We start from the raw sequence: 16079 nt of genomic DNA, 5'->3' as shown, positions 1-16079 counted from the left end.
CATTTTCATTTACATATTGGAGGGAATGTTACATTCCCTAAAACCACGGAATTCTTAGCACCTGTTGCGCTCGGCACATTACTCGGATTACGATGATACGTTTCGTTTGCTAAAATAGCAAATGCAATCGCTTCTTTCGCTGCTGAAGAATGACCAATATCCTCTTGTATACATATACTACATTTCTCTTCTCTTAATCCATTCCGTATCATTTCAACAAGTGTATTATTATAACTTCCACCACCACCTAAAATCACCTCATCAATGTCATAATACGGTAAAATACACTCCTTATAATGATGAACAATTGAACATGCTGTAAACATCGTGACAGTTGCCAATATATTTCCTTTACTATGCTTTTCAAATCGATTTAATAATTCAGTCACAAACGCTTCTCCAAAATGTTCTCTACCTGTTGATTTTGGTGGTTTCACGTTCAAAAATGGATGGTTCATACAGTATGTTAAAATTTCATCTACAACCACCCCTTGACTTGCGATCCAACCATTTTGATCATATGGTACATGAAATAATCTTTGACATACTTCATCGATTACCATGTTGCCTGGTCCAGTATCAAAAGCAATAACACTCTCATTACTTCGTTTACTTGGAACCACTGTAACATTACCAATCCCACCAATATTTTGCAGTAGTCTATTTTTAGTTTGATGCCGATATAAAATAATCTCTGAATATGGTACAAGTGGTGCACCTTGTCCCCCTGCCGCCATGTCCATCGTTCGGAAATTCGAGATAACCGTCGTGTTCGTTTCATATGCTATTACTGCTGGTTCCCCAATTTGCAATGTTGAAGAAATAATATTCCCTTCTTGCTTTGGCTGATGATAAATCGTTTGTCCGTGAGAGCCTATTAAATCTAATTGTCTCAAAGGAAAATTGGCCTCTTTACAAACTTCCTTTACAGCATTGGCGAAGCATAAACCAAGTTTAAAATTTAAACTACATATAAGTTGGACATTCGAAGTTTCAATTGATAACGCTTGTTGGATCTCATTTTTCATATCATTACAAAATGGAACAGTAGTAAAATGGATGAGTTCGATTTTAGAATCTACACCAATTCCTTCTATATGAACGAGCGCTACATCTATTCCATCTAATGAAGTACCAGACATTACCCCTGCAATATACATAACGTGCATGACCTCCTATTTACTAAAAAACAATCATGTAAGTAACGAACGTACAACCAATCGAAAACAATATAAATCTAAAAAACAACTGAGCTTTCGATGCAAACGATCCATCAATGAAAGAAACAACTACCGTAAGCAAAACGCTTGCCGCAATACTTGTAACGAGCCATATACTATGCATTTGTGATAGATATAGCATTCTTAATAAAGGCACAAAAAGTAAATTCGCACATATCACTCCAAATAATAATAAAAATACACCTTTACAACTAAATTTTATATTCATTCTATTTCTCCCTTTCTTGTTTTAATATGAAAGAAGTGATAGACAAAAAGTCTATCACTCAAAATAACAGCATACAGATTAAGGATTAACAGATTCCCCGTCACCATTTTTTTCAATTTCAAGCATATTTTTGTCGTACATTTTAAAGAATGGTAAATAAATAAGGAACGATATTGCTATATTTATAAAAACTAATACAATCGCACGCCAATCTCCACCTGTTGCTAAATATGCACCAATTGGAGCAGGTAATGTCCATGGCGGCATAATATGCGTTGGTGTTACAAATCCCATCACAGTTGCTGAATATGCAACAGTTGCTGTTACAAGTGGTGTAATGATAAATGGGATAATTAAAATTGGATTTAGTACAATCGGTAATCCGAATATGACTGGTTCATTAATATTAAAAATACCCGGAACAATACAAGTTCTTGATAATGCTTTCGAATATTTCGATCGACCAAATATAATCATAGCTAATACAAGCCCTAACGTCGCACCAGAACCGCCAATCCATATAAACCATTGATATAACGGCTCTGGTGAAATAAATGGCAACTGATCTGCTCCACTAGCAACTGCTTCACCATTTTTCCCTAGGTATACTTCCCATAATGGCCGAGCAACAGTTCCAACAACCGACACACCATGGATTCCGAATGACCAAAAAAACGTAATTAAAAACACTGGAATCATTACACCGAAGTAACTATCCCCAGCTTTTACTAATGGTGCTGCTAATTTATCAACAACATGGTGTAAATCAATGCTAAAAACGACAGTTACTAGACTCATTATAATAATAACGAATGCAGCAGGTATAAGTGCTTCAAATGAACGCGACACAGATGGCGGTACTTGTTCTGGCATTTTAATCATTACATTTTTCTTCTTACAAAATCTTAAAATCTCTACGGATAAAATAGAAACAATCATCGTCACGAATAATCCATGACCTCCGAGATTTGTCATTGGAAGCATAAATCCTTTTTTATCAATTAATTCGGGGGTTAATGTTAATAGCAGTGAACATACTGCAAGCTGTGCTCCCGATAAAGCATCTAACTTATAACTCTTCGCTAGATTATATCCTATTCCAAATGCTATATATAAGGACATAATAAACATAGTTAAACGATATGGTATCAATATACTTGTTTGATTCTTTAATGCCCAAACCGATATGAAACTATCTTTCGGCAGTGGTGGAAATGCTACTATTAAAAAGAAGCTTCCTACTATAATAAATGGTAACGCCGAAATAACTCCATCACGGATTGCTTGTAGATGCCTCTGCTCAGAAAGCCTTGCCATCGGGCCAGATAAGTTTTTATCAAGAAACGTGACAAACTTATTCATAACGCTTCCCCCTAACTGATTAATTCATTTACAGTTTTTAATAAAGTCGGGCCTCCAAGTGGCGTGTATGCTTGCGGTGGAATGATGCCACACGGAATAGATTCCTCCTCTGCAAATTTTTTTACAGAATCAAATCGGTGTCTTATTTGAGGTGCCACCATTACGACATCCCAGCCATTCTTTACTTCTTCCTCTACCTCATTCGTTCCAATTGCATGCACTTCCATGTTCACACCATTTTTCTCCGCTTCTTTTTTTAAAGCGTTTACAACAATTGCACTGGACATTCCTCCAGAACAGACGAACAAAACTTTCATTTATTAATCCTCCTATACTTATAATTTATTACCCTTCAAATGAAAGGAAGTTTCACTTTACTAACAAGCATATGAAGTAGTAAATGAATTTAGTTATAATGAAAGTAAATTTCATTAAAAATATTTTTCCTATTAAATTAATGTTTCAATATGCAATTTTCTCTATTGCAAGGTCAACCTCGCCTCAGATATTATTTTAAATAATCATATGATAGGGAGGCGTATAAATGATCGTTAAACGTTTATTAATGATATGTTGTATCGTTATCTTGTTCATACCTTTCGCTTTCATTCCCCCTCACTCTACTTATGCTGAAGTAAATACTACGTACAAAAAACATGAATTACGTGCTGTATGGATCGCATCAGTTCTGAATATTGATTGGCCCTCAAAAACTGGCTTACCTATTGAAAAACAGAAGCAAGAATTTATAAGGTTATTAGACAATGTAAAAAGCACTGGTATGAATACAGTTGTTGTACAAATTAAACCAACCGCTGATGCTTTCTATCCTTCAAATTACGGTCCTTGGTCTGAATACATTACGGGTACACAAGGAAAAGATCCTGGTTATGACCCGCTCGCATTTATGATTGAAGAAGCTCATAAAAGAAATATAGAATTCCACGCTTGGATTAATCCATACCGAATAACGATGAATCACACCGATATAAATCGATTATCAAACTATCACCCTGCAAGGCAACATCCCAATTGGGTTGTCCCTTATGGCGGAAAGTTATATTACAATCCCGGTATTCCAGAAGTGAAAAAATTTATAACAGAAGGTGCTTTAGAAATCGTACAAAATTACGATATTGATGCGCTGCATATGGATGATTATTTTTATCCATATAAAGTAGCCGGTGAAGAATTTCCAGATCAGAAAACGTACGAAACATATAATAACGGTAGATTTACAAATATAGAAGATTGGCGACGTAACAATGTAAATGAACTTGTAAAAGATTTAAATACTGCTTTAAAACAAGAGAAATCATATGTAAAGTTTGGCATTAGTCCGTTCGGCGTATGGAGAAATATAGCTGACGATCCCACTGGCTCTAACACAACCGCAGGCCAAAGAAACTATGATGACCTTTATGCTGACACACGTGAGTGGATACAAAAAGGATATATTGACTACATTACACCGCAAATATATTGGAATATAGGTTTCACCCCAGCTGCATATGACATATTAGTAGATTGGTGGGTTAAAGAAACAAATAACAAACCGATTCACCTATACATTGGTCAAGCGGCCTATAAAATTAATAATAACTCCGTCCCTGCTTGGTCTGATCCAGAAGAATATCCAAGACAAATTGCATTAAACCGGCTATATCCTGAAATAAAAGGTAGTATGCATTTTAGCTTAAAAGATATTAATAACAATCCACTTGGAGTTAAAGATAGACTCTCAAAAGACATATATAAACATCCTGCATTAATCCCGCCTATGCCTTGGATTGATCATGATCCACCAAAACAACCGACTTTAAAAGGTGCCATTCCAAGAAATGAAGGTATTGCAATTGGCATCATTGACAATAGAGATAATGATTCTGCTTATTACGCTATTTACCGCGCGAATGGGAAAAATGAAGTGGATATACAAAACCCCAAAAATTTACTTACTACTGTAAGAAAAACAAAACTTGGAGAAATTTATGTAGATAAAACCGCTATTTCTGGAGAAACGTATACGTATGTCGTAACTGCAGTTGATCGATTGCATAATGAAAGTGTGGCTTCTAGTCATACTACCGTTAGAGCAAAATAAAACCTCATAAAAAAAGCGCCTTAAAGCTGTGATACTTAGCTTTTAAGGCGCTTTTTGTTATTTATTCTTAAACTTCTCAGTCGCTGCCCTCATCTTCACATTTAAATCGTGATCAATCGAGTCGCGAATATCTCGCTCTACTACTTCCATTTCTTTTTTGAAATTTTCCAAGTAGATCTTCAGTTCTTCTTCCTTCTCTGGTCTTTGTGAAGGTGGTAATTGTACTACCAACGATAACATGGCCGTTAAATCTTTCATTAAGAATGTTTCAAGTTTATGTTGTTGTTCAAACATGCGTTGCTCTTGATAGTACGGAAGTGCATTTAATACTGAAATTGTAATATCATCAACCGTTCTTTGTAATGAAGGATTTATTGAGCGTTTATACGCTTGAATTGTATTTAATGCGTCTGGATAACGGTCATAAAAATACAATTTGTAAAATGATAAGTCTGTCGGTTTTACAGTTTGCTGCGTTTCTTGTCTTAAGAAATCTTTCACTTTCATCGCAGCCACATCAATATCTTCATTCGTGAGCTTTTTCGTAGTTTTTGCCATTACATGCACTTTTTTCTGCTTTTCTTTCGGTAACATCGAGAAGACTTGCTCTCTCGTACGTTGACCTGATGCACAAAATAGAGTATTTAATGTATTTTGTTCTTTCTTTCCTTCGGTGCGAATCCAGCGATAAAACAGTGGATGTTGTGTAAATTCTTGTAGAAACGGTATTGATTTGTTTGATATCTTATCTAGAGAATCTTGCGCTCTTTTATATGGCTTCGTCCATGAAAAATACAGTTTCCGCCCGAAGTATACGACTAAAACAACGACAGTAAATGCTATTAAAAGCAATGTACCGAGTAGTAATAGTACTGTTTGAATGAAACTCATTTGTTCACCTCCTCTAATAATCCGTTATTTCCTTGGACGCTGAATGAGTTTCTGCTTCATCTCATCATTAAATGTGTCTAGTTCAATAACGAACTTCTTGCTTGACTCAATAATACGTTCTGACGATTTTTCAGATGCTTCAATTGCAGCGAACACATTTTGGAATGATTCACGTAATTTATCCATGCTAATAGCAGGGTTTTCAAGCAATTTCGTCGTTTCTTCTGTATTTTGTTTTAACGCTTGAGAATTACTTAATACCATCGATTCAATTGCTTCATTCGTTGCATTTACGGCATCAATTGTTTTCCGTTGATTCGTTAATGCAAGCTGAATAGCAGCTGAAACTGTTACAACGTTTTGTGTCATCGTAATCGCATTACGTATTGCCTCTGTTAATTTTTCATTATTTTTCTTAATGATGTCTACAGAAGCTATAGATTGTAATAATACACTTTTCGCTTGCTGCATATTACGTGTACGTACAAGTATCTTTTCTAATGCATCGTTAATTAACGGAATATCCCTTTGACGCTCTGGGTTTTGTTTCTCAGCTTCAAGCATGCCAGCAAGCTTTTTCCCTAAGTATACTTGTTTATCAAGAGCATGAATTTTATCGTGCGATTGTTCTTTTAACATTTCAAGACCAACTGTATCCTCTTGTAAGTTATCACGACCAATTAGAAGGGATCTAATAATTTCCTCGATTTGTTTATCTATAGATTGGTATTTATGCACGTATGTTTCAAGTGGATTTTTCTTGAATACTTTAAACATTATTTTCTTCATACCACTTGCTTTAAGTGAATTGGGATCAAGCTCTGATACCACTTTTCTTAATTCTAACAATGTATTTGGAATTTCTTCATTTTTCCCATTCATCATCGCTGTTACAGGGCGTTTTAAAGCTGATAACGTTTGTCCTGCTGCTTGTTGCTCTTTATCCCCTAAATCTCCTAGCTGAGACAATACTTTTGATAAATCTGTATTTTGCTCGCTATTTAACTTTTGTACATAAAGATCAGCTTCTTTATTTAGTTCCTCTAATTCTGCATCTTTTATAACTGTATCAACTACTACTTCTACATTATTATCTTTCACAATAGATACAGGTTCTTTTTTCTCGAATTCAGTCAACAAAATCGCTCCTTTATTTATATGTGCGAATTTATATGCACTATATTTCATCAATTATATCGTATTTCATATACATTCTGACTGCTTGAAATCGACTTTTTTAGAAATGCCTATTTATGCAGTCATTCCCTGTTTCTTACTATAAGTATACCTGTAATCAACATAATTTTCCTCAGACTTAAGACCTAGAGAACAACATGCTGAAGGCGGATTCTTCATATATTTCCTAAATAATTTACGTTCTTTCAATCGTGCTACACTCAATCTTTTGACATTCACCCGTTTTCAATGTGATAATTCTATTACACTCACTTCTATTTATTTTTGCGAGCTACAAATGCTCCCTTTTGAAACGCTAATAACACCGTTTCAAACGTATCATCTTCTTCAATCATTTTTATAAACTCATCTAATTCACTCGCATGAGAAGTTGCATTATCAACAACAAGAAAACCTTTTGGTTGTAACATACGTTTTATATGCTCAAACCACCACATGTATTGCGTGCGCTCTGAATCTAGGAAAATAAAATCAAATGAATGATCTAATTGGGAATCTAAAAATGCCCCTGCTTCTTGATTATGAATATCGATTCTTTGTAACAGGTTTGCCTTTTCAAAATTGACAAGTGCCTCTCCAACTCGTTCTGAAGAAAGCTCTACAGTTGTTACATTTCCATTTGTTTCTTCTACCGCATTAGCTAACCACAATGTAGAATAACCATTAGAAGTTCCAATTTCCAAGATATTTTTTGCATTACACCCTTTTACTAAAATTGATAAAAATTGCCCCATCTCACGAGAAACATTCCGTAGTTTTTCTTCCCTTGTTTTTTTATTTCGATCATGCTCTTCTCCATATTGTTCAAGTTGCAATAATAATGAATCTACTGTATCCATTCTTTTCATCGCCTTTCCAAGCAATATGATGAAAAAGCTCTTGCTGCCCGTCTATTTTTTATTATATGCGAAACAAAAACCTTTTTCCTGTTATATGACAAAGATTTATAATTTTTTATAGCATATTGTTTCGTTTTTTGGTAAAGTTAATTTCTACGTGCAATTATTCCATTCATATTATTTCATATTAAAATTGCAGTTATTAAATTATATAAACCCCATTTAAATGAATCGGTATTTCAAATTCAATTAAGCGCCCTTTTCGGACGCATTTTCTTTGTTTATATATTTCCAGAAGAAAGGATGCTTACAAATGAACGTGATTAGCTTAGATGCTGCTCGAAAACGAAAGCAGCATAAAAAATTAATGATTACTATACCGATTATTACACGTATTTATGAAGAAGACGGGGAAATTAAATTTGAGGTAGCTGGCGAAAAAGATGTACCTCTTGAAATGTTAGAAAAATAATAAAAAAACGCATTTCTAAAGAAATGCGCTTTTTTATATTTTTACATTTAAATGCATAAGTTTTTCAGGATTAACCATCATATAAATATTTGAAATCTTCTCATCCTCAAATGCAAACGAAAGAACATACGTTACTTTATTATTTATTGTAACTATAACTCCTGGTATACCATTTACCATTTTAAAATCAACAGTGTACTCTTCTGTCAATCGTTGTGCAATCCCAAAGAACAAGCGAATAATTCGATCTGCAGAATAAATCGGATTGATCGCAGTTGTAACTTTACCGCCACCATCAGCTTTGAATATAGCATCTGTTTTTAATACTTCCAACATACCTTCCGTATCCCCACACTGTAATGATGCTACAAACTTTTCAACATAAGAAGCCATTTTCTCCGTGCTTAATTTTGATTGCTTCGGTTTCTCCAACATGCTTTTTCGTGCACGTTGAAAGATTTTTCTACAGTTCACACTACTCTTATCAACAATTGAAGCTATTTCTTCGTATTCATAACTGAAAACCTCTCTTAATATGAAAACAATTCTTTCTACCTCAGATAGTTGTTGTAAAAGTAATAAATATGCGGTGGAAAGGGATTCTTTCATTATAAATGACTTTGATGGCTCATCACTCTCGTCTACAAGTGGCTCTGGTAACCACATCCCTACATACACGTTACGTTTATGCGCTGCCGATCGTAATTTATCAATTGAAAGATTTGTCGCCATCTTACATAAATACGCTTTCATATTTTCTATAGATTGGGGATCTTCTATATTATTTAGCGAGATAAATACATCCTGAACGATATCCTCAGCATCCATAACACTCCCAAGGATTCTGTATGCTAACGAAAATAATAATGGTTGATACGCTTCATATAACTGCTCCGTTTCCATGATGAACTGCCTCACTTTCATATTGCTTTAAAATGTGTAACGCTGCTCGTTTCCCGCTTGCTACCGCAGCATCAGCTAATATTTCATCATGCCCTGCCCAATCTCCTGCAACATAAACACCTGGCATTTCAGGTATATTAGGACCCGGATTTTCAACACGGTCAATATGAGGAAAATCATGTACTACTGTTATTTTCGGTAAATATTGCTGTGCAACAACTTCTCTTTTCCAATTTGGATGTAACAACTCCATCGTACTTTCCAACTGTTCTTTATCTTCATGAATATGATTCATCTCTAGCACAGGATTATGGTACTTAATTAGACTCACTGCAAGTGATCCATCTTCACTTAATTTAGCTGCTCTCGATTGATTTGTGAAAAATATAGGTTGATCTAATCCTAATACAAATTGATGTGTAGGATTGGGTAATTGTCTCAAGCCAATATCTAATGCAGCAACAGTAACCGGTACCGATTGTTCACTCCATCTATGCAAACTTGTTCCTTCTGCACCTTTTATTATTTTACAAGCTTCTTTCGGCGGAGTCGTCACGATGACTGTGCCTACTTCAAAAACCTCATCATCAACACAATGTATTCTTTGTTTATCTTCGGAATTCTCAATTTCTACAACATGCTTTTTAGCCAAAAACTGCACCCCGATATCATTCGCTATAGCTCTTAATTTTGTTATTATCGTCTCCCAACCACCATCTACATACAGCACTCCTTCTTTTATAGAAAGCTGTATTTGCTTTAGCACAGATGATGCTAATTGTATTGTAGGAGCAAACGTATATGTTGTTGTCCGGCATAGCGCATAAAATATATTGCGAACCATTGGATCTTTTATTTCATTTTCTGCCCATGTAGTTAGACTCATTTTCGGAACTTCTCCTACATCTAAATTTCCTAAACGAATCATAAGACGTGAGAATTGTACTTTTGCAGACCACGAAAGTAGTGGTGTTGATAAAATTGAGCGAAAATCTGTTGGGATGGTGAATATATCCCCTTTCCATATTCCATGTGCTTTTGTAGATGGTATTCCACCTGGAAGATTCAAACCGAGCTCATTAAAAGTTATAAACGCTGCCCCGCCTCTATATAAAGCATGTGCACCAAGATTCATGCAGATTCCATTTTTATTTATAGTCATCCCTCGGCCACCGAATTGACTGGATTTTTCTAATACAATCACTTTCTTTCCAGCTTTCGCTAAATATATAGATGCTGTTAATCCAGCAAGCCCACCGCCAACAATTGCTACATCAAATTTCTTCATAATAAAATCCCTCCTTATCGTTCTGCATACAAGACGAACGATTAAGGAGGGATGTGACATAAAAATAAATTTTTATTACCCTACTATATTTCATTACTTTTTAATGCGGTCATATTGCATACGAAATAACTCAATTGCAAATGGAATATCCTCTTCACTCTTTATATAATAACTGATCCATCCTGATTCAGGTAATACATGATGTGGTTTTACTAATCCTTGCTTCACTAATTCATCCCGCTTTAACTTCGGAAATGGTAAATCAGCTAATTTATCACCATGAAGATGACCAAGTTCTTTCTTACCATAATTTATTTCAATACCACCAAATCGATGCGGTTTTTCAGAAACACCCGCCCAGCTGAGCACTTCATTTCTAATCATTTCACTAAATGACATGAACATTCACTCCTTATAAATGATTGATGTACTTTTAAATTAACATTTTCATTACTTTTTTCCATCAATCCAAAGTATGAATGGGAATACGAATATAGTTTAATCTTAATACTTTATTCTTTATGGAATAAGTGAATTTATTAAGCTACCTACAACAGCACAAAACAAAGACTAGACACATATCCTAATTTTGTAACCTAACTTACCTATAGAAAGGTGGGTAATACAATTGACTGCCAACATCGACTATACCTCCCCCTCAACCAATTTTACTTTTGATGTAAATAAAAGTAATTTTTTTCGAAAAGATGCCCAAAATTATATAAATGTACTTGGCATTAAACAATTAAATACTTTAGAAAATACTTCTTTATTAGATATTTATTTAAGTACAGGAAATGTTGTAGAACCACATATTCATCAAAATGCAGCTGAACTTGTTTATTGTATTTCAGGGTCTGCTGTTGTTTCTTTACTTAATCCATTTACGAATCAAATATTAAACTTACCGATAAAACCGGGGCAAGTTGCCAACATTCCACAAGCGTGGTGGCATTATGAAATTGCTACAGCAGATAATACTCATTTATTAGCTATTTTCAACGCTCCAGCGCCAGAAGTTATTTTCGGTTCTGACATTTTAAGATTAACTCCGGCTCATATGATGGCACATACTTACTGCCTCAATGAACAACAATGGAAACAAGCGGTTTCCCCTATTCAATCAACTACTGTAATTGGTCCTCCGTCAAACTGCAATCAAAACCGTGAAATGAAAAATTATCCAACCCAGCCCCTCGCTCAACAACATAATCCGTATCACCAAGATTCTTATTACTTCCCTCTTTACTGGGGCTATTAATTTGTAAATTTTCAAAAGAATCATCAGTTATCTCCTAGGAAAATACCAAGGAGATTTTTTTATTGTATCTTCTCTTCCTATTAAAAATAGTAACAATTGATAGTGTACATACATATAATATTTATATATTAAATTGGAGGTGATAGTACTATGAGTAATTATAACTATCGAAAAAACTACTCTTATAATAAAAATAGTAGCTCTTCAGCATCCTCTCAATCTTCCAATTCTCAATCTTCCAATTCCCAATCACAAAGAGACTTAGCCGAGCAAGGCTATGTAAAGAAAAAAGGATGTAACTGTAATAAAAATAAATAGTTTATTTTATGGATGAATTCTTTTTTAAAAGAATTCATCTTTTTTTTGCTGATCGGAAATTTTTAAAGTTACATAACTTATGCCTTAAATGAGAAAGGGTAAATTATACTTTTTTATACGAACTTAGTAAAGAGTAATTGTTCAATTGATTTATTACTTATTTCCTCAAAAAATATAGTCCTTCCTAAATTTATTAGGAAGGACTATATACAAACCCCTGTTTAATTTCCTACTAAACATTGTAACAAATTAAACGATATTAATACCTGCACTTACAAATCCAGCAACTGCAGCTATTGGACTTGCTGCTGTTAATGAAACATATAACAGTATTTTATCCCCAGCTGCTACTGGAATAGCTTCAGGTATGATCCCTGATGCTGTAGAACCAATCGCTATTGCGGCAAATGCTGGTGTTAATAATAGAGGTGCGCCTTGTACTGTAAACGTATTACTTAAAGCTGGTGCAGTTAATATTTGTATTTGCACTTGAACAGCTGATACTGGAGCTAATGCAGCTGTTGCACTAAAGAAACCTGCTAATGACGTAATAACCCCTGCGCGTGGTGCTACAAATGCATAATCACCTACACCTAATGCTAATGTGATACTTGTTCCACCAGTTAAAGCTACACCAGGCTGACTAAATCCAAATCCAAGAAGAGTTCCTGTATTAGCTATTAACGCGTTAACTAACGCAGATGGTGTTGTACCTGAAGCAAATGGAATAATAGCTCCGCCACCAGTTGCACCAGTTGCTCCTGTTAAACCTGTTGCTCCTGTTAAGCCTGTTGCTCCTGTTGGGCCTGTTGCTCCTGTTGCTCCTGTTGCTCCTGTTGGGCCTGTTGCTCCTGTTAAACCTGTTGCTCCTGTTAAGCCTGTTGCTCCTGTTGGGCCTGTTGCTCCTGTTGGACCTGTTGGGCCTGTTGCTCCTGTTGCTCCTGTTGCTCCCGTTGCTCCCGTTGCTCCCGTTGCTCCCGTTGCTCCCGTTGCTCCACCACCAGTCGCTCCTGTTGGGCCTGTTGCTCCTGTTGCTCCCGTTGCTCCCGTTGCTCCGCCACCAGTCGCTCCTGTTGGACCTGTTGGACCTGTTGGGCCTCCTCCTGGAGTAGCACCAATTAATTGAGTTAATAAGTTTAATAAAAGTTGTAAACTTGCAGGATCAATAATTAAAGAGAAGAAGAATGGTGCGAGAGCACTGTAGAATTGTTGCAATAAGGAAAGTAATTTGCTTAAATCTGGGTTAGGAGACTGTAGTACGTTGATAATACTTTGAATTAATTGTTTTAAGAAATTCCCTTCTGGAGAAGGTGCTAATTCATTTAGTAAGTTCAATAGTTGAGTAAACAAATTGAGTAAAGCTAATCTGTTTGCATCACTTGGATTTGCAAAAAACGCTGCAATAGCCGAAATTAAAGAGTTTAGTAAAGTAATTAATCTACCTAATTGCTCACTAGTAATCGGAACTGTTTGTGGATTGTTACAACACTCTGGAGTGAAAACAATCGGATTATTGCAGTGGTTATGACCGAAACAATTATTACTTGTCATTTATGTCCTCCTTACTTGTTTTATATTTGAGTTTTTCCTATTATAAGGATCATAAAATTGTAAAAGAGTATGTGTTATATATTGACTTAAAATAGGAAACATGAAATATAATTAAACTTACAAACGCTATTTAATTATGTTCATGACTCACATATTAATTATATGTTTTTAATAATTGACTGCTTAGATTAAATACCTAAACTTAAGAGTTTATTTTATTTTTCCACGTTTATCTCTTAGGTTCAAAGACACATTTTAATTTGAATACAAAAAACCGAATTTACGATTAACATATATTCCGCAAGTAATAACATCATTTTTTCATATAAATAAAGAACATTTCTTTACTAAAATTGGGCTCACCTTATAAAGGTGAAGCCGTTTCTATTATAAAAAACTCTCATACAATATAGTGGACAAGTTATTTTATACTTCGTTCTAATAAAATATTGTAAGGAGTGAAAATTAATTGCCTATCATTCAACCATTTATGGCATCTAGAAGATTTACATCTACACTAGGAGCCGGCACAGGTACAGGTGCAGCTTTTGCAATTGCTGCCACAGCTTGTTTAAACGATGCGGGTACTACTGCAACCGCTTTTCCGACTTTCACGTATTACAACTTATATGTGAACGGTATTCTTCAACCAAGCGTGAACTCCAGTGTTACTACTGGTCCTACTGGTGCTATTACAATTCCTGGTGGGGATGCATTAGACGGCGGAATTCCAATTACAATTGAATTTATCGTCACTTAATGTTAACGAATGTAATTCAGAACAAAAAAGACAGATTCCTTTTCATTAAGAATCTGTCTTTTTTAATTAATAATAATAAATTGTAAAATAATTGAAGAACCTTGCGATGGTGGTTGGTTATCCAATAAAGTTAGTTTACCAGTACTAACTTCATAGAATGGTTGTGGTTGCAAAATTCCATTGATAAACAAATTTATATACGAAACCTCACTAGGTGAAAGTATATTCGTTGTACCATATTGAGCTATGCCATCTGCATCTGTATATATAAGTTTCTCTCCATCTGAAAAAGTGTAAAATAACAAATTAGTTGTTGTTATAGGGCCAATCCCCCCAGTAGGACCTGTCGCTCCTGTTGCTCCCGTTGTTCCTGTTGCTCCCGTTATTCCTGTTGCTCCCGTTATTCCTGTTGCCCCCGTTGCTCCTGTTGCTCCTGTTGCTCCCGTTGTTCCTGTTGCTCCCGTTGTTCCTGTTGCTCCCGTTACTCCCGTTGCTCCCGTTGCTCCTGTTGCTCCTGTTGCTCCCGTTGTTCCTGTTGCTCCTGTCGCTCCTGTTACTCCCGTTGTTCCTGTTATTCCTGTTGCCCCCGTTGCTCCTGTTGCTCCTGTTATTCCTGTTGCCCCCGTTGCTCCTGTTGCTCCTGTTATTCCTGTTGCCCCCGTTGCTCCTGTTATTCCTGTTGCTCCTGTTGCTCCTGTTGCTCCTGTTGGAATATATATTGGTGGAAGAGCTGAAAATGTAGGTCCAATATTCTCAGGTTCTATCTTACCTTTATTTATTGATAATTTATCATTCCGCTTCAATTTAATTCCTCATTCCACATATTTTTAATTAACTTACATAAGTATGAGTCTATTATTAAGGAATACTTTCATAACTATTCTTTTTTCTTTCCAAATGATTCATACAGTTATTAAACATTTTACCGTTGCTTTAACTACTACTATTAATATAATAAAATGATAGTTCCATTCCAAAAACACGAAACTTTTTGCATTCTAATTTAAAAATGAGGTGATTTAAATTCAAGATAAAAATGAAAAAAGAATAAAAGAACTAGTATCAATAGCTCTTGAAATTATTCTTCCATACAGACTTACTGGACCTACCGGAAGTACTGGGTCAATAGTTACAACAAACTCTATGTTCGCTAATAATACATTAGGTGGTCCCATCTCTGTGATATTAGGTGGAACTAATATTCGTCTTTCTAATAACCAAAGCCTCGGTAATTTTACAGTTAACGCCTCAAACGATATATTTACAATTCCTGTAACCGGAAGATATTATTTAACCTATCAAGTTAATACGACAACTGCTCTACTCGCTGGAACAAGACTACTATTAAACGCTTCTACTCCACTTCCTGGTTCTATTTTTTCTCCCGCTATATCAACTTCAAATTATAATAATAATTTAATTACTAATTTAATTGCCGGTAATACAATTTCACTTCAATTATTCGGCGTATTATCCATCGTTAATTTGGTTGGAGGTGATTCAACAGGTGCCTCTCTAACAATTATACGAATCGATTAAAAAATGATTCATTCTTTTTCTAATAAACATTATTAAATACTAAGTCTGTCATAATAAGAATTTCACAATTATTTCATAAAAGTGATGACGCATTAAAGAACAAATTGCACTATATTCATAGTAGAAACTATCTATACTAAATTTT

Annotated in this window: 19 protein-coding genes; 6 read left to right on the top strand and 13 right to left on the bottom strand. The window is 35.1% G+C overall.

Features of this window, described 5'->3' with window-relative positions:
* Positions 1 to 5 precede the first annotated feature (5 nt).
* From anmK to ACTJJY_RS15440, 4 genes are all read right to left on the bottom strand, one after another.
* Positions 6 to 1160, bottom strand: coding sequence for an anhydro-N-acetylmuramic acid kinase AnmK (gene anmK / locus ACTJJY_RS15455; RefSeq protein ID WP_440605896.1), 1155 nt, complete (start codon positions 1158 to 1160; stop codon positions 6 to 8).
* Positions 1161 to 1182: 22 nt separating this feature from the next.
* The gene (locus tag ACTJJY_RS15450) at positions 1183 to 1449 is read right to left on the bottom strand and encodes a hypothetical protein (RefSeq protein WP_440605895.1); all 267 of its coding nucleotides are present in this window, start codon (positions 1447 to 1449) and stop codon (positions 1183 to 1185) included.
* Between the two features lie 78 nt (positions 1450 to 1527).
* Positions 1528 to 2811 carry a PTS sugar transporter subunit IIC gene (locus ACTJJY_RS15445; protein ID WP_440605894.1) on the bottom strand — a complete coding sequence of 428 codons (1284 nt, stop codon included), beginning with the start codon at positions 2809 to 2811 and terminating at the stop codon, positions 1528 to 1530.
* 11 nt (positions 2812 to 2822) lie between these two features.
* A complete protein-coding gene (locus ACTJJY_RS15440; protein WP_000865907.1) occupies positions 2823 to 3128 on the bottom strand; it encodes a PTS sugar transporter subunit IIB in 306 nt (101 codons plus the stop codon).
* A 227-nt stretch (positions 3129 to 3355) separates the two neighbouring features.
* On the opposite strand from ACTJJY_RS15440, the gene ACTJJY_RS15435 reads away from it, so the two are divergent.
* The gene (locus ACTJJY_RS15435; RefSeq protein WP_440605893.1) at positions 3356 to 4915 is read left to right on the top strand and encodes a glycoside hydrolase family 10 protein; all 1560 of its coding nucleotides are present in this window, start codon (positions 3356 to 3358) and stop codon (positions 4913 to 4915) included.
* A gap of 57 nt (positions 4916 to 4972) precedes the next feature.
* Here the strand turns inward: ACTJJY_RS15435 and ACTJJY_RS15430 are convergent, their stop codons facing one another.
* From ACTJJY_RS15430 to ACTJJY_RS15420, 3 genes are all read right to left on the bottom strand, one after another.
* Entirely contained in the window at positions 4973 to 5806 is an 834-nt protein-coding gene (locus tag ACTJJY_RS15430; protein WP_000008372.1) for a DUF3974 domain-containing protein, read from the bottom strand.
* 24 nt (positions 5807 to 5830) lie between these two features.
* Positions 5831 to 6943 (bottom strand): toxic anion resistance protein, encoded by a 1113-nt coding sequence (locus ACTJJY_RS15425; RefSeq protein WP_440605892.1) that lies wholly within the window; start codon positions 6941 to 6943, stop codon positions 5831 to 5833.
* Between the two features lie 314 nt (positions 6944 to 7257).
* Complete coding sequence (locus tag ACTJJY_RS15420) at positions 7258 to 7851, bottom strand: O-methyltransferase (protein ID WP_002094007.1); 594 nt, start codon at positions 7849 to 7851, stop codon at positions 7258 to 7260.
* Positions 7852 to 8155: 304 nt separating this feature from the next.
* On the opposite strand from ACTJJY_RS15420, the gene ACTJJY_RS15415 reads away from it, so the two are divergent.
* Positions 8156 to 8314 carry a hypothetical protein gene (locus ACTJJY_RS15415; RefSeq protein ID WP_001100984.1) on the top strand — a complete coding sequence of 53 codons (159 nt, stop codon included), beginning with the start codon at positions 8156 to 8158 and terminating at the stop codon, positions 8312 to 8314.
* A 33-nt stretch (positions 8315 to 8347) separates the two neighbouring features.
* Here ACTJJY_RS15415 and ACTJJY_RS15410 read toward each other — a convergent pair whose 3' ends face one another.
* From ACTJJY_RS15410 to ACTJJY_RS15400, 3 genes are all read right to left on the bottom strand, one after another.
* A complete protein-coding gene (locus ACTJJY_RS15410; RefSeq protein WP_440605891.1) occupies positions 8348 to 9217 on the bottom strand; it encodes a sigma-70 family RNA polymerase sigma factor in 870 nt (289 codons plus the stop codon).
* On the bottom strand, positions 9195 to 10505 hold the full coding sequence (locus ACTJJY_RS15405) for a phytoene desaturase family protein (protein WP_440605890.1): 1311 nt from the start codon (positions 10503 to 10505) through the stop codon (positions 9195 to 9197). The genes ACTJJY_RS15410 and ACTJJY_RS15405 overlap by 23 nt, the downstream gene beginning before the upstream one ends.
* Before the next feature lie 93 nt (positions 10506 to 10598).
* Positions 10599 to 10904, bottom strand: coding sequence for a luciferase domain-containing protein (locus ACTJJY_RS15400; RefSeq protein ID WP_000010317.1), 306 nt, complete (start codon positions 10902 to 10904; stop codon positions 10599 to 10601).
* Positions 10905 to 11133: 229 nt separating this feature from the next.
* Between ACTJJY_RS15400 and ACTJJY_RS15395 the strand changes: the two genes are divergently transcribed.
* Complete coding sequence (locus tag ACTJJY_RS15395) at positions 11134 to 11766, top strand: cupin domain-containing protein (protein ID WP_440605889.1); 633 nt, start codon at positions 11134 to 11136, stop codon at positions 11764 to 11766.
* Between the two features lie 150 nt (positions 11767 to 11916).
* A complete protein-coding gene (locus ACTJJY_RS15390; protein WP_002094006.1) occupies positions 11917 to 12084 on the top strand; it encodes a hypothetical protein in 168 nt (55 codons plus the stop codon).
* Between the two features lie 249 nt (positions 12085 to 12333).
* Here ACTJJY_RS15390 and ACTJJY_RS15385 read toward each other — a convergent pair whose 3' ends face one another.
* On the bottom strand, positions 12334 to 13635 hold the full coding sequence (locus tag ACTJJY_RS15385; RefSeq protein ID WP_440605888.1) for an exosporium glycoprotein BclB-related protein: 1302 nt from the start codon (positions 13633 to 13635) through the stop codon (positions 12334 to 12336).
* Positions 13636 to 14104: 469 nt separating this feature from the next.
* On the opposite strand from ACTJJY_RS15385, the gene ACTJJY_RS15380 reads away from it, so the two are divergent.
* Positions 14105 to 14395 carry a DUF4183 domain-containing protein gene (locus tag ACTJJY_RS15380; RefSeq protein ID WP_001121647.1) on the top strand — a complete coding sequence of 97 codons (291 nt, stop codon included), beginning with the start codon at positions 14105 to 14107 and terminating at the stop codon, positions 14393 to 14395.
* 62 nt (positions 14396 to 14457) lie between these two features.
* On the opposite strand, the gene ACTJJY_RS15375 is transcribed toward ACTJJY_RS15380, so the two are convergent.
* On the bottom strand, positions 14458 to 15198 hold the full coding sequence (locus tag ACTJJY_RS15375; protein WP_440605887.1) for a DUF4183 domain-containing protein: 741 nt from the start codon (positions 15196 to 15198) through the stop codon (positions 14458 to 14460).
* Positions 15199 to 15420: 222 nt separating this feature from the next.
* Positions 15421 to 15570 (bottom strand): hypothetical protein, encoded by a 150-nt coding sequence (locus tag ACTJJY_RS15370; protein WP_440605886.1) that lies wholly within the window; start codon positions 15568 to 15570, stop codon positions 15421 to 15423.
* Between ACTJJY_RS15370 and ACTJJY_RS15365 the strand changes: the two genes are divergently transcribed.
* Positions 15521 to 15934 (top strand): BclA C-terminal domain-containing protein, encoded by a 414-nt coding sequence (locus ACTJJY_RS15365; protein ID WP_440605950.1) that lies wholly within the window; start codon positions 15521 to 15523, stop codon positions 15932 to 15934. The two genes, ACTJJY_RS15370 and ACTJJY_RS15365, sit on opposite strands and share 50 nt — an antisense overlap.
* The last annotated feature ends 145 nt before the right edge of the window (positions 15935 to 16079 follow it).

This window comes from Bacillus sp. 22475 (assembly GCF_052044835.1).
In the GTDB taxonomy this organism is placed as follows: domain Bacteria; phylum Bacillota; class Bacilli; order Bacillales; family Bacillaceae_G; genus Bacillus_A; species Bacillus_A cereus.
This window is presented reverse-complemented; position numbering and strand designations above follow the sequence as displayed.